This window comes from Flavobacterium sp. GNP011 (genome assembly GCF_056428925.1).
In genome coordinates, this window is record NZ_JBWJVJ010000012.1 from 52,080 (window position 1) to 74,104 (window position 22,025).

The 22,025-nt window shown below is 34.0% G+C and carries 19 protein-coding genes and 1 pseudogene; 15 read left to right on the forward strand and 5 right to left on the reverse strand.

What is annotated here, in order from left to right; translation table 11 throughout:
• The first annotated feature begins 20 nt into the window (after positions 1-20).
• Positions 21-800 carry a glycosyltransferase family 2 protein gene (locus AC061E_RS10745; protein WP_478286248.1) on the forward strand — a complete coding sequence of 260 codons (780 nt, stop codon included), beginning with the start codon at positions 21-23 and terminating at the stop codon, positions 798-800.
• Here AC061E_RS10745 and AC061E_RS10750 read toward each other — a convergent pair.
• Positions 766-1,887 carry a glycosyltransferase family 4 protein gene (locus AC061E_RS10750; protein ID WP_478286249.1) on the reverse strand — a complete coding sequence of 374 codons (1,122 nt, stop codon included), beginning with the start codon at positions 1,885-1,887 and terminating at the stop codon, positions 766-768. The two genes, AC061E_RS10745 and AC061E_RS10750, sit on opposite strands and share 35 nt — an antisense overlap.
• A gap of 11 nt (positions 1,888-1,898) precedes the next feature.
• Entirely contained in the window at positions 1,899-2,714 is an 816-nt protein-coding gene (locus tag AC061E_RS10755) for a 2,3,4,5-tetrahydropyridine-2,6-dicarboxylate N-succinyltransferase (RefSeq protein WP_478286250.1), read from the reverse strand.
• Positions 2,715-2,934: 220 nt separating this feature from the next.
• Here AC061E_RS10755 and ruvX point away from each other — a divergent pair, with 220 nt between their 5' ends.
• The gene (gene ruvX, locus AC061E_RS10760; RefSeq protein ID WP_478286251.1) at positions 2,935-3,351 is read left to right on the forward strand and encodes a Holliday junction resolvase RuvX; all 417 of its coding nucleotides are present in this window, start codon (positions 2,935-2,937) and stop codon (positions 3,349-3,351) included.
• Positions 3,352-3,469: 118 nt separating this feature from the next.
• On the forward strand, positions 3,470-4,963 hold the full coding sequence (locus tag AC061E_RS10765) for a malate:quinone oxidoreductase (protein ID WP_478286252.1): 1,494 nt from the start codon (positions 3,470-3,472) through the stop codon (positions 4,961-4,963).
• A gap of 62 nt (positions 4,964-5,025) precedes the next feature.
• On the opposite strand, the gene AC061E_RS10770 is transcribed toward AC061E_RS10765, so the two are convergent.
• On the reverse strand, positions 5,026-7,239 hold the full coding sequence (locus tag AC061E_RS10770) for an FUSC family protein (RefSeq protein WP_478286253.1): 2,214 nt from the start codon (positions 7,237-7,239) through the stop codon (positions 5,026-5,028).
• Positions 7,240-7,431: 192 nt separating this feature from the next.
• Between AC061E_RS10770 and def the strand changes: the two genes are divergently transcribed.
• The 4 genes from def to AC061E_RS10790 all read left to right on the forward strand — a co-directional run bounded on the left by def (position 7,432) and on the right by AC061E_RS10790 (position 10,969).
• A complete protein-coding gene (def, locus tag AC061E_RS10775) occupies positions 7,432-8,019 on the forward strand; it encodes a peptide deformylase (protein WP_086453103.1) in 588 nt (195 codons plus the stop codon).
• A gap of 85 nt (positions 8,020-8,104) precedes the next feature.
• Positions 8,105-8,590 carry a DUF5606 family protein gene (locus AC061E_RS10780; protein WP_478286254.1) on the forward strand — a complete coding sequence of 162 codons (486 nt, stop codon included), beginning with the start codon at positions 8,105-8,107 and terminating at the stop codon, positions 8,588-8,590.
• A 76-nt stretch (positions 8,591-8,666) separates the two neighbouring features.
• Positions 8,667-9,440 (forward strand): nucleoside triphosphate pyrophosphohydrolase, encoded by a 774-nt coding sequence (mazG, locus tag AC061E_RS10785; protein WP_478286255.1) that lies wholly within the window; start codon positions 8,667-8,669, stop codon positions 9,438-9,440.
• An 80-nt stretch (positions 9,441-9,520) separates the two neighbouring features.
• Positions 9,521-10,969, forward strand: a complete 1,449-nt coding sequence (locus tag AC061E_RS10790) for an APC family permease (protein ID WP_478286256.1) — start codon at positions 9,521-9,523, stop codon at positions 10,967-10,969.
• Between the two features lie 11 nt (positions 10,970-10,980).
• On the opposite strand, the gene AC061E_RS10795 is transcribed toward AC061E_RS10790, so the two are convergent.
• The gene (locus AC061E_RS10795) at positions 10,981-11,661 is read right to left on the reverse strand and encodes a Crp/Fnr family transcriptional regulator (RefSeq protein ID WP_478286257.1); all 681 of its coding nucleotides are present in this window, start codon (positions 11,659-11,661) and stop codon (positions 10,981-10,983) included.
• Between the two features lie 105 nt (positions 11,662-11,766).
• Here AC061E_RS10795 and AC061E_RS10800 point away from each other — a divergent pair, with 105 nt between their 5' ends.
• From AC061E_RS10800 to AC061E_RS10835, 8 genes are all read left to right on the forward strand, one after another.
• Positions 11,767-14,208, forward strand: coding sequence for a heavy metal translocating P-type ATPase (locus AC061E_RS10800; RefSeq protein ID WP_478286258.1), 2,442 nt, complete (start codon positions 11,767-11,769; stop codon positions 14,206-14,208).
• Between the two features lie 111 nt (positions 14,209-14,319).
• Positions 14,320-14,535 carry a cbb3-type cytochrome oxidase assembly protein CcoS gene (gene ccoS / locus AC061E_RS10805; RefSeq protein ID WP_478286259.1) on the forward strand — a complete coding sequence of 72 codons (216 nt, stop codon included), beginning with the start codon at positions 14,320-14,322 and terminating at the stop codon, positions 14,533-14,535.
• A 24-nt stretch (positions 14,536-14,559) separates the two neighbouring features.
• Complete coding sequence (gene ccoN / locus AC061E_RS10810; protein WP_478286260.1) at positions 14,560-16,737, forward strand: cytochrome-c oxidase, cbb3-type subunit I; 2,178 nt, start codon at positions 14,560-14,562, stop codon at positions 16,735-16,737.
• A 5-nt stretch (positions 16,738-16,742) separates the two neighbouring features.
• A complete protein-coding gene (locus tag AC061E_RS10815) occupies positions 16,743-16,913 on the forward strand; it encodes a CcoQ/FixQ family Cbb3-type cytochrome c oxidase assembly chaperone (RefSeq protein WP_144892684.1) in 171 nt (56 codons plus the stop codon).
• A 23-nt stretch (positions 16,914-16,936) separates the two neighbouring features.
• Positions 16,937-17,836 carry a cbb3-type cytochrome c oxidase N-terminal domain-containing protein gene (locus AC061E_RS10820; RefSeq protein ID WP_478286261.1) on the forward strand — a complete coding sequence of 300 codons (900 nt, stop codon included), beginning with the start codon at positions 16,937-16,939 and terminating at the stop codon, positions 17,834-17,836.
• 70 nt (positions 17,837-17,906) lie between these two features.
• Positions 17,907-19,325 (forward strand): cytochrome c oxidase accessory protein CcoG, encoded by a 1,419-nt coding sequence (ccoG, locus tag AC061E_RS10825; protein WP_478286262.1) that lies wholly within the window; start codon positions 17,907-17,909, stop codon positions 19,323-19,325.
• A gap of 21 nt (positions 19,326-19,346) precedes the next feature.
• The gene (locus AC061E_RS10830) at positions 19,347-19,799 is read left to right on the forward strand and encodes a FixH family protein (RefSeq protein ID WP_478286263.1); all 453 of its coding nucleotides are present in this window, start codon (positions 19,347-19,349) and stop codon (positions 19,797-19,799) included.
• Positions 19,800-19,860: 61 nt separating this feature from the next.
• Positions 19,861-20,562: a sulfite exporter TauE/SafE family protein gene (locus AC061E_RS10835; protein WP_478286264.1), complete on the forward strand. Its 702-nt coding sequence runs from the start codon at positions 19,861-19,863 to the stop codon at positions 20,560-20,562.
• A gap of 70 nt (positions 20,563-20,632) precedes the next feature.
• On the opposite strand, the pseudogene hemN reads toward AC061E_RS10835, so the two are convergent.
• Positions 20,633-21,996, reverse strand: a pseudogene (hemN, locus tag AC061E_RS10840) (oxygen-independent coproporphyrinogen III oxidase).
• Positions 21,997-22,025: the final 29 nt, after the last annotated feature.

Consider the following 22,025-nt stretch of genomic DNA (forward strand, 5'->3'; position numbering starts at 1 on the left):
TCCTTTTATAGTGCTATCAAATGAACCAAAAGATATCTGTTTTTATCATTACTCTTAACGAGAATCAAAACATTGCAAGGTGTTTAGAAAAGTTGTTTTGGGCTGATGAAATTATAATAGTAGACTCAGGAAGTAGCGATGAAACTGTTGAAATAGGGTTGTTGTACAACGCAAAAATCATTTTTCATAAGTTTGAGAATTTTGGTAAACAAAAACAATTTGCATTGGCACAAACCAAAAACGATTGGGTGTTATCTATTGATGCTGATGAGGTTCTCTCAGATTCACTTGTAAACGAAATTCAAAATACGGTTTTTACCTCTAAATTTGTAGGGTATACAATACCTAGAACACATGTTTTTTTAGGTAAAGTTTTTAAGTTTGGAACTGAGAATAAACGTCCTGTACTTCGCTTATTTAATAAAAAAAACGGTTCTTTTATTGAAAATAAAGTACATGAAACTGTAATTGTAGAGGGAAAAACTACGAGTTATGAAAACGAAATGCTGCATTACACTAGTGAGGATGTGCCAAAAGGTATCAGTAAATGTGTGAATTATGCTTTGTTAAGTGGAGAGTTTATGTTTGAAAAAGGTAAAAGAACATATTTTATCAAACTACTTTTCAAATTTCCTCTTGAATTTATTAAAGTATATTTATTTAACAGAAATTTTTTAAACGGTTACCAAGGATTCGTATGGAGTATGTTTTCAGCACTTGGAAGTTTTTTGAAATATGTAAAACTGTGGGAATTACAACGTAAATCTATTCATTCTCCAGCTCCTGGTATACATTCATAACTTGACGAGCTATATTTTCATCATTAAATTTTTGCACAAATTCAAAACCTTTTTCTATCATATTTTTACGAAGCTGGTTGTCTACCAATAATTTTTGAATGGCATTTTCAAGATCTATTGCATTTGTAGGGTCAATATATACGGAATTGGGTCCGCCTGCTTCTGGGAAAACCCCACCTTGAGTTGTAATTACTGGAGTTTTTGAATATAATGCTTCAATAATAGGGATTCCAAAGCCTTCATATAAAGAGGGATAAACAAAAATCTTAGCTTGTTGATACAGTATAGCCAGCTCTTCAAGAGTTAGTCCTTTCAAGAAGATTACTTTTTGTTCTAAATTGTGTTTCTTGATGTAACTTTTTACTTCAATGGCATAATCGGTCTCTTTACCTACAATTACTAAACAAGTATCTATATTATGGAGTGTTTTAACAGCTATTAAAATATTTTTTCTAGTTTCAATAGTACCCACGTTAAGAATAAATTCTTTTGGCAGATTGTATTTTGATACAACCTTTTTTTTATCGCTCTCAGTGAATTCCTTTTTGAAAATAGCGTGGCATCCTTGGTAAATTACCTTTATTTTTTCGGGATCAATTTTTAAAAACTCAACAATATCATCTTTTGTTTGTTCACTAATTGCAATAACCACATCTGCTTGATGCGCAGCTTTGTTGAATTTATAAAAGTGAATTTTGCGATCAAAAAAGGAATATAAATTGGGGAATTTTACAAAAATGAGATCGTGAATGGTAACCACGCTTTTTATATTAGCGTAGTTTAGTCCAGACGGGATTTCACCAGATAAACCATGAAAAATCGTAATGCCATCTTTTGTTAAATCCTTTACAACTCCTTTTTGTCTCCATAAATTATAAAATTTTTGGTAAAAAGGAGACTGAGGTTTTTTCTCGACAACATTGATGTTATTAGTTTCAAATAATGTTTGTGATGCCTTTTTTGGGTTGTACAAGGCATAAGTATTATCAGGATAATATTGGCTTAGTAAGCGTATCAAATCACGACTATAGTTACCAAGTCCTGTTTTGTTATGAAAGATTCTTTTTGCTTCAAAGCCAATATTCATCTGATATTTATTTAAACTGCTACGTCATATTCACGTAAAGCATTATTTAATGATGTTTTTAAATCTGTTGATGGTTTGCGGGTTCCAATAATTAGGGCACAAGGCACTTGAAAATCTCCTGCAGGAAATGATTTTGTATAACTTCCTGGAATTACTACAGAACGAGCTGGAACGTATCCTTTCATTTCAACTGGAGTTTCTCCAGTTACATCAATAATTTTAGTAGATGCGGTTAGGCACACATTAGCACCAAGAACGGCTTCTTTCCCAACATGCACACCCTCAACTACAATACAACGAGAGCCAATAAAAGCCCCATCTTCTATGATTACTGGAGCTGCTTGTAATGGCTCAAGTACACCACCTATTCCTACACCACCACTTAAGTGAACGTTTTTACCAATTTGAGCACAACTTCCTACTGTAGCCCAGGTATCTACCATAGTTCCCTCGTCAACATAAGCGCCAATATTCACATAACTAGGCATCAAAATTACACCGCTTGAAATGTAAGCTCCATAACGCGCTACAGCATTTGGTACTACACGAATTCCTTTTTCGGCATAGTTTCTTTTTAATAGCATTTTGTCATGGTATTCAAAAATACCAGATTCCCAGGTTTCCATTTTTTGAATAGGGAAGTACATTACCACTGCTTTCTTTACCCATTCGTTTACTTGCCATCCATCGCCAAGAGGTTCTGCAACACGTAATTTCCCTGAGTCTAAAAGTTCTATAACTTCTCTAATAGCATCTGTTGTTGGGGTTTCTTGTAACAAGGCACGATTTTCCCAAGCTTGCTCTATAATTGTTTGTAATGTATTCATCTTTTTAATGATTTTTGGGCAAAGATAGGATTTTTAGCCAAAAGCAAAACAGTTAAAAACAGACTAAAATGTTACAGATCTAACTTTAATTCGGGGTGTTATTTGATGATAATTTTTAATATGAGGTTAGTTTTTAAAGGTGTTTTGGATTTGAATTTTAGTTATGATAACTGTTTTTTAAGTATGATATTCAAAATTCGTACCTTTGAAAAAAAATATAATGCCAAGAATACTCGCTATTGATTACGGACTAAAAAGAACAGGAATTGCAGTTACTGATGAAATGCAAATTATTGCATCAGGTTTGACAACAGTGGCTTCTAGTACTGCAATCGCTTTTTTAAAAGATTATTTTGTTAAAGAAAAAGTAGAAGCCGTTCTAATAGGAGAGCCTAAACAAATGAATGGACTACCCTCTGAAAGTGCTTCCATTGTCAAGGGATTTGTGACTCATTTTACCAATCATTTTCCGGATATGAAAGTCATTCGCGTAGACGAACGATTTACATCCAAAATGGCTTTTCAGTCCATGATTGATAACGGAATGAGCAAAAAACAGCGTCAAAATAAAGCTCTTATTGATGAAATTGCAGCAACTATAATGTTACAAGATTACTTAAATAGAAAATCTTTTTAAGGTTCAAGAGAATATGTTGACTTTTTGAAAAAAATCTTTGAAAAATGTAACTTTTTGGTTCAGTTTTATACTTTTTTTTGGAATTTAATAATTTATCTTTGCATTTTAAAATCTTATTATGCCTGATACAACGATACGTACCCACAGTGAAGTAGTTCTAATAGGAGCTGGAATTATGAGCGCCACTCTAGGTTTAATTTTAAAAGAGTTGCAGCCTGATATTACAATTGAAATATACGAACGATTAGATATGGCAGCTGCCGAAAGTTCTGATGCATGGAATAATGCAGGAACAGGTCATTCCGCTTTTTGTGAGCTAAATTACACTCCAGAGGGCGAAGATGGTATTATTAATCCAAACAAAGCGATAAGTATTGCTGAATCTTTTGAAGTTTCAAGACAATTTTGGGCTTACTTGGTTCAAGAAAATAAAGTTCCCTCTCCTGAAAAATTTATCAAAAGTATTCCACATCTAAGTTTTGTTTGGGGCGAAAAAAATATAGAATACCTTAAAAAAAGATTTGAAGCCTTGCATGCCAATCCTCTTTTTAAGGAAATGATTTTTAGCGAAGATTTTTCTGAATTAAAGAAATGGATGCCTCTAGTAATGGAGGGTAGAAACGAGACCGATAAAGTTGCAGCTACTACAATGGCAATTGGTACTGATGTGAATTTTGGAGAGTTAACTCGAAGTATTTTTAATTACCTTACTAGTCTAGATGGTGTTACGATTCATTTTAATCATGAAGTTCTAAAGCTAAGACAGAGAGAGGATAAATCTTGGAGAATTAAAATAAAGGATTTGGCTAGCGGCCAAATACGTAAAGCGTACACTAAGTTTGTTTTTATTGGAGCTGGTGGAGGTTCTCTTCCTTTACTTGAAAAAGCGGATGTTCCAGAAGGAAAAGGATATGGAGGTTTTCCAGTAAGTGGACAATGGTTGAAATGTACCAACCCTGACGTAATTGCAAAGCATCAAGCTAAAGTATATGGTAAAGCAAGTGTAGGTGCGCCGCCTATGTCTGTACCACATATTGATTCAAGAGTTATTAATGGAGAAAAACAATTGCTTTTTGGACCATTTGCAGGTTTCTCAACTCGGTTTTTAAAAAATGGTTCTTATTCTGATTTGCCTTTGTCTATAAAGACAGATAATATTATACCTATGATTGCAGCGGGTATCAAAAATATACCGCTTACTAAGTATCTGATAGAACAAGTGCGTCAATCTCAAAAAGACAGAATCAATGCATTACGAGAGTATGTGCCAGGTGCACGATCCAAAGATTGGGTACTAGAACGTGCAGGTCAGCGTGTTCAAGTTATTAAAAAAGACGAGAAGGAAGGTGGAATACTTGAATTTGGTACCGAAGTAATTACAACTGCAGATGGAACATTATCGGTATTATTAGGGGCTTCGCCAGGGGCATCTACTGCTGTATCTATTATGATTGACTTGATTAGTAGGTGTTTTGTAAACGAATATAAAACTCAAGAATGGCAAGATAAACTTAAGGTTATGGTGCCGTCTTTTGGACAAAAATTAAATGAAAACCCTGAACTATTAAAAGAAGTTCGTGAAAATACGGCCAAGGTATTGAAGTTAAATTAATATTTAGGCGATTCATATTTATAAAAAAACGCTAGAGCATATTTCATGTTATAGCGTTTTTTTTAGCTAATACTCTTTAATGTTTGTGTGGTTTGAACTATTTTTTCAGATAAGTTAATCAGCCACATGAGTTGTTCTATAACTAGTTGCGCCTCTTGCATAACCGAGTAAAAATCCGTTTCAATGCTGCTTGTATGTATGTTGATTTCTCTTTGTTGAATGTTTTTTAGTTCTGTGAATCGTAGTTTTAATTCGTTTACAGATGCAGATTGATTTGCTGGATTTTTACCATTCAAAGTTTCGATAGCATTTTCTAAATTTTGAATTCCTGTATTTACTACTACATTAAATGATTCTGATGCTGCAGTAGTTTTGTGGGATTGAATATAAGTGCCCAATGAAGCTATCGAGGAAAGTAAAGAGTGGTTTAAAACGGCTAATTCATACACTTGTTCTAAGTGTAGTTGTTTTGTTTTGGGTTCTTGAACCATTCTTTGATAAGAAGCCATTAGATTGCCTATTTCTATAAATGCATTTTTTCGAGCTAGTTTGTAGGATGTTGAAAGCGTACCTTTGGTATTGTAATAAATAGAAATTTCTTTTAAATAGTTTTGGTTGGCAAGTACTGCCTTTTTAATCGTTGCGGGAGCGCTTAAAAATTCCCAAGTAGGCCATAAAAAGTAATTGGCCACAGCTGCCAATAAAGCTCCTACAAGAGTATCTACAATTCTATACTGTACAAGTTCATTCACGTTTGGAGTTAGAATTCCGTAAATAAAAACCACATACATAGTGACAAATGTAGCCCCGATTTTATAATTAGTTTGTGAAAATGCAAACCCAAGCAGCATACATAATACAGAAAACATGCTAATTATAAAATTATCTTTAATAAAATATAGGATTCCAAAAGCAATAATTCCACCAAGGATAGTTCCAGTTATTCGTTGAAACGTGCGTTCTTTAGTTAAACCATATCCGGGTTTCATAATCACAATAATGGTTAACAAAATCCAATAAGCGTTTTGAAAAGGGAAGTAGTTTCCTAGTGCTAATCCTATTATTAAGGTAACTGTTATTCGTAATGAATGCCTAAATATGGATGATGAAAAACTGAGGTTTTCAATTAATGTTGTCCATGGGTAATGTTGAGGGGTTAAAAATTTCTCGATGTCCTTATTAAGACCTTTGTATTCAAGTGTGTTATAATCTCTTGTAAAAGCATGTTCAATAGTTTTTATTTTATCTACTTGCTTGTCAGCATACTGTAACATGGTGGTTAACATAAAAACTCCTTCGGCTGCTTGTTGTTTACCAAGTGTTATCTCGTATTGAGTGATAACAATTTGCAAGGCATTTATGTCTTCCCAAAAGGAAAGTTTATCGAGTTGTGTTTTTTCTTTTTTAATACTTTTTGAAAAATTCTTGAGGCTTGACGCCAAATGGTAAGCCAATTTTTGATAGGTAGCTAAAACTTTTGGATGATCATCAAATTTATCGTGTAGTTTTTCATGATCAAATGCTGTTGATAAAGCCAATTCAAGAATTTCTACTAGGCAAATAAAGACAACAAGCATTTTTCTATTTGCAGCAGAGGAGCCATTAATGCTATGATTGGGTATTAATACTTCTCTTATATTCTGATGAATGACATTGAGTTCTACCTGTAAATGAAGCTGCTTTTCGGTAATTGCTTTTCGATCTGCGTTTAAGGACCACAAATCACCCCTAAGTTTTAAATATTTCGCGGTATGTTTCATACATTCCTGTATTTGCAGTTCTAAATACCTATTTGGTTTTAGATAATGAAATACAAGGGAGACTATCAAATAAAAAATCCCACCAGCAAAAATTAAAAGCGCGTGAAAAAACATGGGCCAACCCGATGTTGTATTAGAAAATGCTAATGCCAGAGCTACCAAGCAAGAAAAAGATAACATACTAGCCCTTTGACCATAGACAGATACAATTGCAATAGAAAAAATTAATAAAGTAATTATGGGGTAGAAAAAGACTTTATAAGGAAAAAATATATTGACAAAAAGTGTAATAATAGAGGTTGATATTGCTGTAAGCACTATGCCATACATTTTTTGGTTTAAGCTACTTGCTATGTCACTAGGATATGCAAATATGGCTCCCAGTGCCAGTACAAAACCTATATTAAACATCTCAAAATAAGTAAAAACAACTACAGGGATTACTGCTGCAATAGTAACTTTAAGAGCGTTTGTAAAGGAAGCCGTGTCTATAAATTTTTGAATCTGTGTAAGCATATCTTTAGGTTGTTACAAAGATAAGATTTGAAAAAGTTATAAGCGTTATAAACAGCGTACTTCTGTCTAAAAGATTTAATTTATTTTAAAAATTGATAGTATAATATTCATTGTTTATTTTTTACTATTTTTGCAAACTGAATAAAAAAGCTGGATACCATATTTTTTAGCTGCTAATTTTAACACTGTACAATGATTTTACCAATTATAGCTTACGGCGATCCCGTTTTAAGAAAAACAGGAGAACTTGTTACTGCAGATTTTCCTAATTTAAAGGAAATCATTTCAAATATGTATGAAACCATGTATAATGCTCATGGTGTGGGTCTTGCAGCTCCTCAGGTAGGTCTTGCTTTACGCATATTTGTAATAGATACAACTCCTTTTAGCGATGACGATGAACTAGATTCTACAGAGCAAAATAAATTGAAAGGGTTTAAAAAAACTTTTATCAATGCTAGAATGGTAAAAGAAGAAGGGGAATTATGGAGTTTTAATGAAGGATGCTTAAGTATTCCTGATGTAAGAGAGGATGTTTACAGAAATCCAACTATTACATTAGAGTATTGCGAAGAAGATTTTGTAATGAAAACGGAAGTATTTGACGGACTCATAGCCCGCGTAATTCAACATGAATACGATCATATTGAAGGCGTTTTATTTACGGATAAAATTTCGTCTTTAAAAAAACGATTGATTCAAAAGAAATTAAAAAACATATTAGAAGGGAAAACTTTTCAAGAGTACCGAATGAAATTTTTCGGAAAAAAGGGAAGATAAGTCAAGCTAAGAAAAGCGTGGTACAATTTTTGGGTACCCCAAATAAAATTAATTAATCCAATTTTCAATAACAATTACACGAACCATGAATTTAGAAAAAATATTAGCCATTTCAGGAAAACCAGGTTTATACATTTTGAAAGTACAAACTAGATCAGGATTTGTGGCTGAGTCATTAGCTGATGGAAAAAAAATTACAGTAAACTTAAAAAGTAATGTAAGCTTACTTTCTGAAATTTCGATTTATACTTACGAAGGTGAAAAACCATTATCTGAAATCATGCAAACTATTGCAGATAAAGAAAATAAAGATGAAGCCTTATCTCATAAAGCTGAAAACGCAAAATTAATGGAGTATTTCAAAATTATTTTACCTAATTATGATGAAGATAGAGTATACCCATCTGATATTAAAAAAATATTAAACTGGTACGGAATTTTACAATCAAAAGGATTGCTTAATGATGATGCTCCAGCTAATGCCGAAGAGCCAAGCGCACCAGCAGTTGAAGAGGCAATTGAAGAAGTTGCAGAAAAACCAGCTAAAAAAGCAAAAGCTAAAAAAGAATAACAAAAGCTTTAAAATATTTAATCCCATTCAGGACGTTCTTGAATGGGATTTTTTTATTTTTACCAAAACAATATTGATGAATACAAGAGCCGCACAACTACAAGCATTTGACAGACTACTTACTATAATGGATGATTTGAGGGAAAAATGTCCTTGGGATCAAAAACAAACCATGCAATCCTTGCGACATCTTACCATTGAAGAAACCTATGAACTTGGTGATGCTATTTTAGATAATGATTTAAGTGAAGTGAAGAAGGAATTGGGAGATCTCTTGTTGCACATTGTTTTTTATGCTAAAATAGGAAGTGAAACTAGTGATTTTGATATTGCTGATGTGTGCCATGAAATTTCAGATAAATTGATACACCGTCATCCCCACATTTATAGTGATACAATAGTGAAGGACGAAGAAGAAGTGAAGCAAAATTGGGAGAAATTAAAACTTAAAGAAGGTAAGAAATCTGTTTTGGAAGGAGTTCCTAAAAGTTTGCCGGCCTTGGTCAAAGCCAGTCGCATTCAGGATAAAGTGAAAGGAGTAGGATTTGATTGGGAAGAGACGCATCAAGTTTGGGATAAAGTGCAAGAGGAATTAGAGGAGCTACAAGTTGAAGTGCAAGCAGGAGATCAGGATAAGATAGAAGCAGAGTTTGGTGATGTTTTGTTTTCAATGATTAATTACGCCCGATTTTTGAATGTTAATCCCGAAGATGCCTTGGAACGAACCAATAAAAAATTCATTAAACGATTTCAATATTTAGAAAGTAAAGCTTCAGAGTTAGGAAAACCTTTAATGGATATGACATTGGCTGAAATGGATATTTTTTGGGAAGAAGCGAAAAGATTGTAGTTGTCAGTTTGCAGTATTCAGTATCTTGTAATCAATATTTAGAGTTTAAAGTATAGTTTTAGAATAATTTATAATTACCAATGTCAGAAAATAAAACCGAGTTAAAACGTTCTTTAGGATTGATAGATGCAACGAGTTTAGTTGCAGGTTCCATGATAGGATCAGGTATTTTTATTGTAACATCTGCTATGGCCAGAGATATAGGATCGGCGGCTTGGTTGCTAGTGATCTGGATTGTTACAGGCTTAATTACCGTTGCAGCAGCTTTAAGTTATGGCGAGTTAGCAGGGATGATGCCTAATGCAGGTGGTCAATTTGTGTATATTCAGCGTGCATACGGTAGGCTTGTTTCCTTTTTATATGGCTGGACTGTTTTTACGGTAATTCAAACAGGAGTTATTGCAGCTATAGCAGTAACCTTTGCAAATTATGCAGCTATTTTTTTTCCGGTTTTAGATGAAACGCTATTTTCTGTAGGATCGAGTTTTGTTTTTTCGTACCAAAAAGTTTTAGCCATTTTCAGTATTGTTTTACTTACTTATATCAATACCAAAGGTGTTCAAAGTGGTAAAATGGTTCAACTTGTTTTTACTTCGGCAAAATTAATTGCGCTGTTTGCCTTGATTATTTTAGGATTGTATGTAGGGTTAAAAACGGATATTTTATCGGATAATTTTGCAAACATGTGGGACGCTAGCAAAACGGTAGTTAACCTAGATGGAACTGTAACTGTTACAAAACTTGTGGGGACAGCGCTTTTAGGAGCTGCGGGTGCTACTATTATAAACTCTTTGTTTTCTAGTGATGCTTGGAATAATGTTACTTTCATAGCAGGTGAAATTAAAGATCCTAAAAAAAATATACCTCGCAGTTTATTTCTTGGAACAGTAATAGTAACTGTGGTTTATGTGTTGGCTAATGTGGCTTATTTAGCGTTACTGCCTATGCAAGGTTCGCCTAGCGCAAGTGATGCACTGAGCAACGGAATCATGTTTGCTAATAATGATAGAGTAGGTGCGGCAGCAGCAAGTATGATATTGGGAAATGTAAGTGTCTTTGTTATGGCAGGATTAATTATGGTGTCTACTTTTGGTTGTAATAGCGGATTAATCCTCTCTGGTGGAAGATTGTTTTTTGCAATGGCAAAGGATGGTTTGTTTTTTAAACAAGCCACCGAATTAAATAAAAATCAAGTTCCAGCCAAAGCTTTGTGGGTACAGTGTATTTGGGCTTGTGTGTTGTGTATTTCGGGAAAATTTGGAGACTTATTAACGTATGCTACTTTTGCATCCTTATTGTTCTATATCTTGACTATTTTAGGGGTTTTTATCCTGAGAAAAAAAGAACCTCATGCTGATAGACCTTATAAGGCATTTGGGTACCCCTTTGTTCCTGCTCTTTATATTGTAGTCACGGTGGCTATTTGCCTTACCTTATTAATTTATGACACGTTTAATACTGGACTAGGATTAGCTATTGTTGCATTAGGAATCCCAGTTTATTATTTTGCAATGCCTAAAAAACAGTAATCTGGAAGTAATTATTCAGCTAGTTTTTTGAGTTTTGAAAGGTCTAATAAAACTATTTTTTTTCCAATAAGTTCAATGAGCCTTAGCTTTTTAAAGTCAGAAAGTAGTCTAATGCAACTTTCTGTTGCAGTGCCTATCATGCTAGCTAAATCATCTCTAGAAAGTTGAACTTTTAGGGAAGCATCCTCATTTGTTCCAAAAGTATCATGCAAATACAGTAATGTTTCGGCAAGTCTTTCTTTGACTGTTTTTTGAGCTAGGTTAACCATTTGATCATCGGCTTCTTTTAGATCGCCGCAAATAGTTTTCATCACATTCATAGAGAACTTGTTGTTTTTGTCAAAATATCCCATCACTTCTGATTTTGGAATAAAACAAACCTGCATATCTTCAAGAGCTACTGCACTTAAATTCACGGGTTCCTCACTTATCATAGATCTTTGTCCTAGTAATTCACCTTTGGTTACCAGTTTTACAATATGGTCTTTTCCATTGGCGCTAAGCTTGATGAGTTTGCAAACACCATCTTTAATACAGTAAATTCCGTTTACAGTATCTCCTTCCTTAAATATTATTTCTCCTTTTTTTACAATATGAGATGTTTTACAATCAGATAATTGCACGAGCTCTTGCTTGGTAAGGGCTTTCAAGGAACTGAATTCGCGCACGATACATTGTTCGCATTTACTCATGAGTTGGGTATTTTATTTTACAAATCTAGCCTTTTATTATGATAAATATCATATTTTAATTTACATTCGTTTAGGTACTTTGCTTCAGGAAAAATGAGCAAAGTTATGGAGAAAAACAACTGTTTCCATTGTGGATTAGATGTCATAAAAGCGGAAGAAATAATTTTTGGGGGTAAAAAATTTTGTTGTTCAGGTTGTAGAACTGTGTATGAAATTTTCAATCAAAATGATCTAACAAGCTATTATGATTTTGAGAAATCACCTGGAGCAACACCGCAAAATACAAATGGTAAATATGATTTTTTAGACAATGAAAGTATTGTATCAAAACTATTGGAATTCAAAGAAAATGAAACTACAATTATTTCACTTAACATACCACACATACATTGTAGCTCGTGTATTTGGATTCTGGAAAATTTACAACGTCTTCAAAAAGGCATAAGCACTTCACAGGTAAATTTTCCCGAAAAACGAGTACGCATCACCTTTAACTCTGCTACGGTATCTGTCAAAGAAATTGTTTTAATGCTTAGTTCTATAGGCTATGAGCCTTATATAAGTTTAGAAAACTACGAATCTGGGAAAACGGTTGTTGAAAGAAGTTTGACCTACAAACTGGGTGTTGCTTTCTTCTGTTTTGGAAATATTATGTTGCTTTCTTTTCCAGAATATTTTGAAGTTAAGGAGTATTGGCTGGACCACTATCGAGGTTTTTTTAGATGGTTAATATTTGCTTTATCGCTGCCTAGTTTTTTCTACTCGGCAAGCGGTTATTATGTGTCTGCTTACAAAAGTATTAAAACCAAAATGCTCAATATTGATATCCCTATTGCCTTAGGAATCATTGTCATGTTTGTGCGCAGTACTTTTGATATTATAATGGATTATGGTTCTGGTTTTTTTGATAGTTTGACAGGACTTATCTTTTTTATGCTCCTTGGAAAAATGTTCCAAATAAAAACGTACAGTTTTTTGAGTTTTGAAAGAGATTTCAAATCTTATTTCCCTATTGCAATAACTAAAATTAATCCTGACGGAACGGAATTGAGTATTCCTATTTATGATGTAGAAAAAGGAAATAGATTGCTGATTAGAAACCAAGAACTCATTCCCGTGGATGGTATATTACTGTCTGAAAAAGCAGAGATAGACTATAGTTTTGTTACCGGAGAAGCAGTGCCCATTGTAAAGCATTCTGGAGACAAAGTTTTTGCCGGAGGGAAACAAATTGGGAAGATGATAGAAATGGAAGTTTTGCAAACCGTCTCTCAAAGTTATTTAACGCAGCTGTGGAGTAATGATGTGTTCCAGAAAAATGTGGAGCAAAAACACAAAACAATTACTGACAAAATCAGTCGATATTTTACTCCTATATTATTGTTAATTGCTTTTATAGGGTTTGGATATTGGATTTTTATTAATGCCAATACTGCTTTTAATGTTTTTACAGCTGTTCTTATTGTAGCATGTCCTTGCGCGCTTGCATTGACTGCTCCATTTACTTTTGGAAATGTGTTGCGAATCTTGGGAAAACAAAAATTTTACCTTAAAAATGCATTGGTTATAGAACAATTAGCCAAAGTAGACACCATAGTTTTTGACAAAACAGGAACAATAACTACCAATAAAAAATCTAAAATAACGTATGTGCCACCTAGCGAAATAATTGGGATGGGAGTTCAAGAGAGCACAATTAATTCAGAAACCAGTACACTAATAAAAAATGCGCTACGAGGTTCAAATCACCCATTGAGCAGAATGTTATATGATTTTTTACCTGAAACCAAATTGATTAAAGTTGAGAATTTTGAAGAACAAGCTGGTAAAGGTATTCAGGCTCAAATTGCTGGAAGTAATATAAAAATTGGTTCACGAGATTTTGTTCTTCATACAAATTTAGAGACGGATAATAAAGGTTTTGATAGTGAAGTTGAACTTGAAAATACTGTTGTGTACATTACTATTAACGAAGTTTATTATGGAAAATATATATTCATGAATCAGTATAGAGATGGTTTAGCGAAACTGTTTCAAGATTTGAGTAAGAAGTACGAAATTAAAATTTTATCAGGAGATAATGATGGAGAAAGAGCTACTCTTGAAGCTCTTTTGCCGAAAGGCACAGCATTAATTTTTAATCAAAAACCAGAACAAAAACTAGAGTTCATCAAAGCATTACAGGCCGAGGGTAAGAATGTGATGATGGTAGGTGACGGACTTAATGATGCGGGTGCATTGGCGCAAAGCCATATCGGAATATCTATTTCAGAGAATGTGAATGTATTTTCGCCGGCTTGTGATGCTATTTTAGATGCCGAAGAGTTTCAAAAACTAAATTTCTTTTTACAGTACTCTAAAGATGCTATTACCACCATTAAAATGAGCTTTTTAGTGTCATTACTGTATAATGTAGTGGGATTAGGATTTGCCATTACAGGAAATTTATTACCACTTGTAGCGGCTATTATTATGCCATTGAGTACCATAACTATAGTCAGTTTTGTTACGGTAATGAGTAATTATTATGCTAAAAGAAAACACTAGTTCATTAAATATTTACAAAGTTCACATTTCATTAACAAATGTTTCAAGTATGATAAATGTCATATTTTACGTGAATGCATCCCAGTAACTTTGTTGAAATAAAAATACAATATGAGTGTCATTTATCTTTTAATATCCATCAGTATTCTAGTTGCTATAGGTTTTTTTATAGCATTTATTAGAGCAGTCAAAACAGGACAATATGATGATGATTATACTCCCTCTGTTCGAATGCTATTTGAGGATGAGTTAATTCAAAAAGAAACAAAAAATAAGGAGGAGCCTTTAAAAATAGAAAATCTAGAAACTCAAAAAAATAATCAATAAACAACTTTCAAAATAATTACAAATATGGAAATGCAGCAGTTTTATTATGACAACAAAATTGTAAAAAAATTCATTTACGCCACAATAGTTTTTGGGGTAGTAGGAATGTTAGTGGGACTTATTCTTGCTTTTATGTTTCTATTCCCAAATATCACCGATGGAGTTTCGTGGTTGAGTTTTGGTCGATTGAGACCATTACATACTAATGCTGTTATTTTTGCCTTTGTAGGGAATTCTATGTTTGCAGGTATTTATTACTCTATGCAGCGCCTTTTAAAAGCAAGAATGTTTAATGATTTTTTAAGCAATCTGCATTTCTGGGGATGGCAATTAATTATTGTTGCGGCGGCTATTTCCTTACCATTAGGATACAGCACATCTAAGGAATATGCGGAGCTAGAATGGCCTATAGACATTGCAATTGCCTTGATCTGGGTTGTTTTTGGGATCAATATGATTGGTACAATTCTAAAACGTAGGGAACGCCATTTATATGTTGCCATTTGGTTTTATTTGGCCACTTTTGTAACAGTTGCAGTTTTACATATCTTTAATAGTTTGGCATTGCCAGTTTCTGGTTTAAAAAGTTATTCTGTTTATGCGGGTGTTCAAGATGCACTAGTTCAATGGTGGTATGGTCATAATGCGGTTGCTTTTTTCTTAACCACACCTTTTTTAGGTTTGATGTATTATTTTATTCCAAAGGCGGCTAACCGTCCGGTATATTCGTATCGCCTTTCAATTATTCACTTTTGGTCGCTGATTTTTATTTATATCTGGGCAGGTCCACACCATTTATTATATTCGGCATTGCCTAACTGGGCACAAAATTTAGGTGTTGCTTTCTCAATCATGTTAATTGCTCCATCTTGGGGAGGAATGATCAACGGACTTTTAACGCTAAGAGGAGTTTGGGATAAGGTAAGAGTAGAACCTGTTTTAAAGTTTTTTGTAGTAGCAATTACCGGGTATGGAATGGCCACTTTTGAAGGTCCGATGTTGTCTCTTAAAAATGTTAATGCTATTGCACATTATACAGACTGGATTATTGCACACGTTCACGTAGGCGCACTTGCTTGGAATGGTTTTATGGCATTTGGTATGATTTATTGGTTAGTTCCTAGAATGACCAAGAGTAATTTGTACTCTACAAAATTGGCTAATTTTCATTTTTGGATAGGAACGCTGGGAATTATCTTATATACTGTACCAATGTATGTTGCGGGATTTTTACAGGCATCAATGTGGAAACAATTTAACCCTGATGGAACATTAACCTATGGTAATTTTCTAGAAACGGTTACTCAAATCATGCCTATGTATTGGATGAGAGCCATTGGAGGAACGATGTACTTGGTAGGAATGTTTGTATTAGTGTATAACATTTGGCAAACGGTTCGATTTGGATCAAAAGTAGAAGACGAACACGCCGAAGCTCCTGCGTTACTAAAAATAAGTTCAAGTAGAGTTAAGGGAGAAAAATTCCACCCTTGGTTAGAGCGCAAGCCTATTCAATTGACTATTTTGGCAACAGTAGCTATCTTAATAGGTGGTGTGATTCAAATTGTACCTACTATAATGGTAAAGTCTAATATTCCTACGATTACGAGCGTAAAACCATATTCTCCACTTGAACTAGAGGGACGCGATTTATATATCCGTGAGGGTTGTGTAGGTTGTCACTCTCAATCGGTACGACCATTTAGAAGCGAGGTTGAACGTTACGGACCTCAATCAAAAGCTGGAGAATTTGTATACGATCATCCATTTTTATGGGGATCAAAACGTACTGGACCCGATTTATTAAGAGTAGGTGGAAAGTACAATGACAACTGGCATTTCAATCACTTTTGGAATCCACAAAGTATATCTGCTGGTTCTATCATGCCGGGTTACAAATGGCTCTTTGATAATAAACCGATGGACATTTCCATGACACAAAAGAAAATGGAGGTTATGTCTACACTAGGAGTTCCTTACACTCCTGCGCAAATTGCTGGTGGACTGGATGATTTACGCAAACAAGCCATTGCTATCGAAGAGAGTTTAAAGAACGACCCTGATTTTGTAAAAAGCTACGAAGAAAGTAAGAAAAAAGCCGAAGCAAGAGGTGAAAAATTTGTGCCAATGAACGAGAGAGAAATAGTGGCTTTAATAGCTTATATGCAACGTTTGGGTACTGATATTAAAGTAAAAAAATAGTAGTTATGTTTGAACAAATTAAACACAATATGGAGACCATTGATGGTGTAGCCATATATCCTATTCTGTCTTTATTAATTTTCTTTTTCTTTTTTGTAGGTCTAGGTCTTTGGGTTTTCTCTTATAAAAAAGAAAAGATTCAAGAGTTAAGCCAGATGCCATTGAGCGATAATTAATTGTAGTATTTAAACTAGTTAGAATGAAAAATAATTTTCCTGTATACGTTAGAGTTCCTGTAATTTTCTTTACTGTTTTTATGGTAATGGAGTATTTCATTGACTCAGGAGATCGACCTGCATTTATAAAATTCCCAATGGTCACCGTGTTTTTATTAGTATTTCTTTTTTTATTGATTGCAGTAGAAATTACTTGGAAAGCTGTTAATACCATTACATACCAATTATTGACGCAAGATCAAAAAGAAGCTTTGCTTAAAAAACAAAACATCCGTTTTCAAGATCAGGTATGGTATAAAAATCTACTTGCAAAAGTAACTAAAGCGCAGCCTCTTGATTATGAAGGACAGTTGTTATTGGATCATGATTATGACGGCATCAAGGAACTTGATAATAATTTGCCGCCTTGGTGGGTGTATTTGTTTTATGCGTGTATACTTTTTGGAGTAGTTTACATGGTGCGATATGAACTATTAGGATCAGATAATCAAGAAATGGAACTTCAAAAGGAAGTGGCTCAAGCCAAAATTGAGATTGCAGAATACATGAAAACTGCTCCAGACTTGATGGATGAAAAAAAGGTAACCTTATTGACAGAACAAGCAGATTTAGCTGCTGGAAAGGAAATTTTTATTACGAATTGTGCAGTTTGTCATAGAGCTGACGCTGGTGGTCAAATAGGACCAAATTTAACCGATGAGCAATGGATTTTGGGCGGTGGTATAAAGAATGTTTTTCACACACTGGTAAATGGAGGAAGAGACGGAAAAGGAATGATATCCTGGAAAGGGACCTTAAAACCAAAAGAAATGCAAAAAGTGGCTAGTTATATCTTGTCCTTGAGAGGCAGTAACCCACCTGATGCAAAAGCATCTGAAGGGGAGGTATGGGTTGAAGAAAGTGCAGTAGTCGCTGCTAAATAATTTTCATCCTGGGACTGGTGTTTGAACATCTGTTCCAAGTTTTGTAAACTCGTTTTTATAAATTAAAATAATGTCAAATTCATCAGACGAAGCGTTTAGAGACACCATAGGAACTATTGACGAAGAGGGGAATAGAAAATTTATCTATCCTAAAAAACCTTCCGGGAAGTTGTATGAATACCGTAAATGGGTAAGCTATTTGTTATTAATAGTCTTAGTAGCAAATCCATTTGTTAAAGTGAATGGCAACCAGTTCATGATGTTCAACATTCTAGAACGCAGGTTTACTATTTTTGGATTTCCTTTTTGGCCACAAGATTTTTATCTGTTTGTTCTTTTTATGATTATCGGAATTGTTTTCGTTATTCTTTTTACGGTTATTTTTGGACGTATTTTTTGCGGATGGATTTGCCCCCAAACTATTTTTCTCGAAATGGTTTTCCGAAGAATTGAATATTGGATAGAGGGAGATAGAGGCGCTCAAATTCGTTTGCATAAACAGGAATGGAACGCTGAGAAGATTAGAAAGAAAGGGCTAAAATGGTTCCTTTTTTTGATAATATCATTTTTTATTGCCAATGTTTTTTTGGCCTATCTCATCAGCAGTGATGCCCTTTATAAAATGATTGAGGAGGGACCACGTAACCACATCAGCACCTTAGTTTCATTAGGTATTTTTACTGGTGTGTTCTATTTTATATTTGCTTGGTTTAGAGAACAAGTTTGTATTATAGCGTGTCCTTACGGTAGGTTACAAGGTGTTTTATTAGATGATAAATCCATAAATGTAGCTTATGATTTTGTTCGAGGTGAAAAAACCGCTGGCAGAGCAAAATTCAATAAGCAGGAGGATAGGAGTGCCATCGGAAAAGGAGACTGTATCGACTGTAAACAATGCGTAAATGTTTGCCCCACAGGAATTGATATTAGAAATGGAACGCAATTAGAATGCATCAATTGTACAGCTTGTATTGATGAATGCAATACTATTATGGATAATGTGGGATTGCCTCAAGGTCTTATTAGATACGCATCTGAAGAGGAAATTGAGAAAGAAAAAAAGTTCAAATTCACCAGTAGAATGAAAGGGTATTCAGCCGTTTTATTCATTTTAACGGGAGTCTTAATTGGCTTGTTGTTCCTTCGTACTGATGTTGAGGCTGTGATTCTAAGGTTGCCAGGGCAATTGTTTCAACACAAAGGGGACAATATAAGTAATGTGTACACTTTTAAGGTGATCAATAAAACTAGTAAAGATCTTGACAGCGTTCATTTTAAATTGGTCGGCATCAAAGGAAGTTTGAAAATTGTAGGGATCCAATACTTAAAAGTGTCTAAGCAAAGCATGGACAGCGGAACACTTTTTATAGAAATCAATCAAAATATTTTAGAAACCGATAAAACAAATCTAAAAATTGAAGTTTACAACGGCAATGATAAAATAGAAACTACAACCACCAGTTTTTTAAGTCCGCGTAGTTTCAATTAAATAGTATAAAAATAAAGGAACATGAAAATAAATTGGGGAACAGGAATAGTAATTGCTTTTGGATTGTTTATGACATTCATTTTGTTTTTTGTATTTACGGTACAGTCTGATTCTAAATATGATAATGAATTGGTGGTAGAGGAGTATTACAAGCATGATGCTCATTTTGCTGAGGAGATGACTCGCATTCAAAATGCTGCTGATTTGGCTCAAAGGCCAATTATAAACAACAATGCCAACGGAATAGAAGTGGAATTTCCTAAGACTTTTGAAACCAGTAAAATAAAAGGGAAAGTGTCTCTATACAGGCCGTCTAATAAAAAATTAGATTTTGAAATTCCTATTTCATTTTCTAATGCTACAACTTTGCTCATTCCTAAAAAAAGTTTAGCAGGCGGCCGTTGGGACATTAATATGGAATGGCAATACAACGGAAAATCATATTTGTCAAAGGAAACGGTTTACGTGAGGTAAGTACTAGAAATCATTTCAACAAAATATTCTTCATTATTTCTTAGATCAATAAGAATACAACATGTTTTACACAGCAATTATATTTGGTTTATTAAGCAGTTTTCATTGCATTGGGATGTGTGGTCCTATTGCTATGATGTTACCTGTAGACAGGAATAACTCCTCAAAAAGAGTTTTACAAATAATCACGTATCATTTGGGTAGAATTTCAGCTTATGGCACTATAGGATTTGTATTTGGTTTAGTGGGCAAAGGTTTTTTTATGGCTGGAATACAGCAGCAACTTTCTATAGGGATAGGAATTGCAATGATTACAGTGGTACTTATTCCTGAAAAGTTATTTGCTAGATATAATTTTTCTAAGCCTATATTTAAACTCGTGGCTAGTATTAAATCAACTTTGGGAGCACAGTTCAAAAATAAAAGTTACAAGTCATTGTTTACAATAGGTTTACTAAACGGATTTTTGCCTTGTGGTATGGTTTACGTTGCCTTATTTGGAGCTATTGCTATGCAAAATGCAGGTTGGGGTGTTGTATACATGATACTTTTTGGGTTAGGTACCGTACCGCTTATGAGTAGTATTGTTTTAATACAGGGATATATTACATTGCCTATGCGAAACCGAATTCAAAAAATGATTCCATATGTTACGATAACTATGGGATGCTTGTTTATTTTGCGCGGTTTAGGTTTGGGTATTCCATACGTATCGCCGTCTACAATGAGCTTGTTTATTCAATCTAATGCCACTTGTCATTAATTAACATGTTTTATCATAAAAAAAATAAAGCACGCCTTAAGCGTGCTTTATTTTTTTGTAAAAGTGGGTATCAAATTGTCATTGAAAAAAGAGCTGTTTCTGGCGCTTTTCTTTTCAATCTTAAGTCAAATGCCATTCCTATATTTCGAATATAAGGTTTTCCTTTTTCTGTGATTACGAGACTATTTTCATGTATAACGATAAGAGCGTCTTTTCCATTTCTTTTAGCTGCTCCAATACTTCGGGCAGTTCTTCAAAATATAATGAAGCATCATGCCAAGAAGTTTCAAATTGGCACATTAAATTTAAAATGTGTTTTCTAATGATGAGGTCTTCATGAGTTAAGATATGACCTCTAAAAACAGGTAGTCTATCCCATTCAAGCATTTGGTAGTAATCGTCTAAGTTTTTAGCATTTTGAGCAAAACCATACCAGCTGTCACTTATTGAGGATACGCCAAGACCTATCATTAACGGAGTTTTTGAAGCACTATATCCCATAAAATTACGGTGTAATGTTTTTTCTTGAAAAGCGATGTAAAGCGCATCAGTTTTTAATGCAAAATGATCCATCCCTATTTCATGATACCCATTCTCATATAATAATTCTTTACCAGTTTCATACAATTGTCTCTTTTTATCATCTTGTGGTAAATCTTCGTCATTAAAACCGCGCTGCCCATTTCCTTTTATCCAAGGCACGTGCGCGTAACTGTAAAATGCCAATCGGTCTGGTTTAAGGGATTTTGTCTTTTCAATAGTATCTATTACATCGTCAATTTCTTGAAACGGTAACCCATAAATAATATCATGACCTATTGATGTATACCCAATAGCTCTTGCCCAGAAAGTTACTTTTGCTACATTATGAAACGGTTGTACTCTGTGAATAGCTTTCTGAACCTTTTCAGCATAATCTTGCACCCCAAAACTTACTCTTCTAAAACCAAGCTCATATAGTTTTTGTAAGTGAGCATAGGTTGTATTGTTAGGATGCCCTTCAAAACTGAATTCGTGATCTACAGATTTATTGGCATGCATGAAAATACCATTTATTAAGTCCTCTAAATTTTGAGTCGAAAAAAAAGTAGGTGTACCACCGCCTAAATGTATTTCTTTGATTGTAGGTTTTTCGCCCAATAAATTGCAATATAAAGTCCATTCTTTTAAAACGGCCATAATGTATGGATGTTCTACGGCGTGATTTTTTGTAATTCGCTTATTACACCCACAAAAAGTACATAAGCTTTCGCAAAATGGTAAGTGAATGTACAAACTAAGACCTTCTTGAGGACCACTTTTACGAAATGATTGTTGTAACGTTTGAATCCATAAATTACTAGTAAAATCACCCTCGTCCCAGTAAGGAACGGTAGGGTAGCTAGTGTATCTAGGGCCGGGTACATTATATTTTTGAATCAAAGAATTTTTCATAATTGAACATTTTGTCACACCAAAAGTAG

Bases quoted from the DNA above. Each gene is read 5' to 3' on its own strand.
- AC061E_RS10755 (WP_478286250.1), bottom strand. From the start codon at position 2,714: ATGAATACATTACAAACAATTATAGAGCAAGCTTGGGAAAATCGTGCC.
- AC061E_RS10820 (WP_478286261.1), top strand. From the start codon at position 16,937: ATGAAAAATAATTTTCCTGTATACGTTAGAGTTCCTGTAATTTTCTTT.
- AC061E_RS10765 (WP_478286252.1), top strand. From the start codon at position 3,470: ATGCCTGATACAACGATACGTACCCACAGTGAAGTAGTTCTAATAGGA.
- AC061E_RS10770 (WP_478286253.1), bottom strand. From the start codon at position 7,239: ATGCTTACACAGATTCAAAAATTTATAGACACGGCTTCCTTTACAAAC.
- AC061E_RS10835 (WP_478286264.1), top strand. From the start codon at position 19,861: ATGTTTTACACAGCAATTATATTTGGTTTATTAAGCAGTTTTCATTGC.
- AC061E_RS10750 (WP_478286249.1), bottom strand. From the start codon at position 1,887: ATGAATATTGGCTTTGAAGCAAAAAGAATCTTTCATAACAAAACAGGA.
- AC061E_RS10815 (WP_144892684.1), top strand. From the start codon at position 16,743: ATGTTTGAACAAATTAAACACAATATGGAGACCATTGATGGTGTAGCC.
- mazG (WP_478286255.1), top strand. From the start codon at position 8,667: ATGAATACAAGAGCCGCACAACTACAAGCATTTGACAGACTACTTACT.
- ruvX (WP_478286251.1), top strand. From the start codon at position 2,935: ATGCCAAGAATACTCGCTATTGATTACGGACTAAAAAGAACAGGAATT.
- def (WP_086453103.1), top strand. From the start codon at position 7,432: ATGATTTTACCAATTATAGCTTACGGCGATCCCGTTTTAAGAAAAACA.
- AC061E_RS10780 (WP_478286254.1), top strand. From the start codon at position 8,105: ATGAATTTAGAAAAAATATTAGCCATTTCAGGAAAACCAGGTTTATAC.
- ccoN (WP_478286260.1), top strand. From the start codon at position 14,560: ATGGAAATGCAGCAGTTTTATTATGACAACAAAATTGTAAAAAAATTC.
- ccoG (WP_478286262.1), top strand. From the start codon at position 17,907: ATGTCAAATTCATCAGACGAAGCGTTTAGAGACACCATAGGAACTATT.
- AC061E_RS10830 (WP_478286263.1), top strand. From the start codon at position 19,347: ATGAAAATAAATTGGGGAACAGGAATAGTAATTGCTTTTGGATTGTTT.
- AC061E_RS10795 (WP_478286257.1), bottom strand. From the start codon at position 11,661: ATGAGTAAATGCGAACAATGTATCGTGCGCGAATTCAGTTCCTTGAAA.
- AC061E_RS10745 (WP_478286248.1), top strand. From the start codon at position 21: ATGAACCAAAAGATATCTGTTTTTATCATTACTCTTAACGAGAATCAA.
- ccoS (WP_478286259.1), top strand. From the start codon at position 14,320: ATGAGTGTCATTTATCTTTTAATATCCATCAGTATTCTAGTTGCTATA.
- AC061E_RS10800 (WP_478286258.1), top strand. From the start codon at position 11,767: ATGGAGAAAAACAACTGTTTCCATTGTGGATTAGATGTCATAAAAGCG.
- AC061E_RS10790 (WP_478286256.1), top strand. From the start codon at position 9,521: ATGTCAGAAAATAAAACCGAGTTAAAACGTTCTTTAGGATTGATAGAT.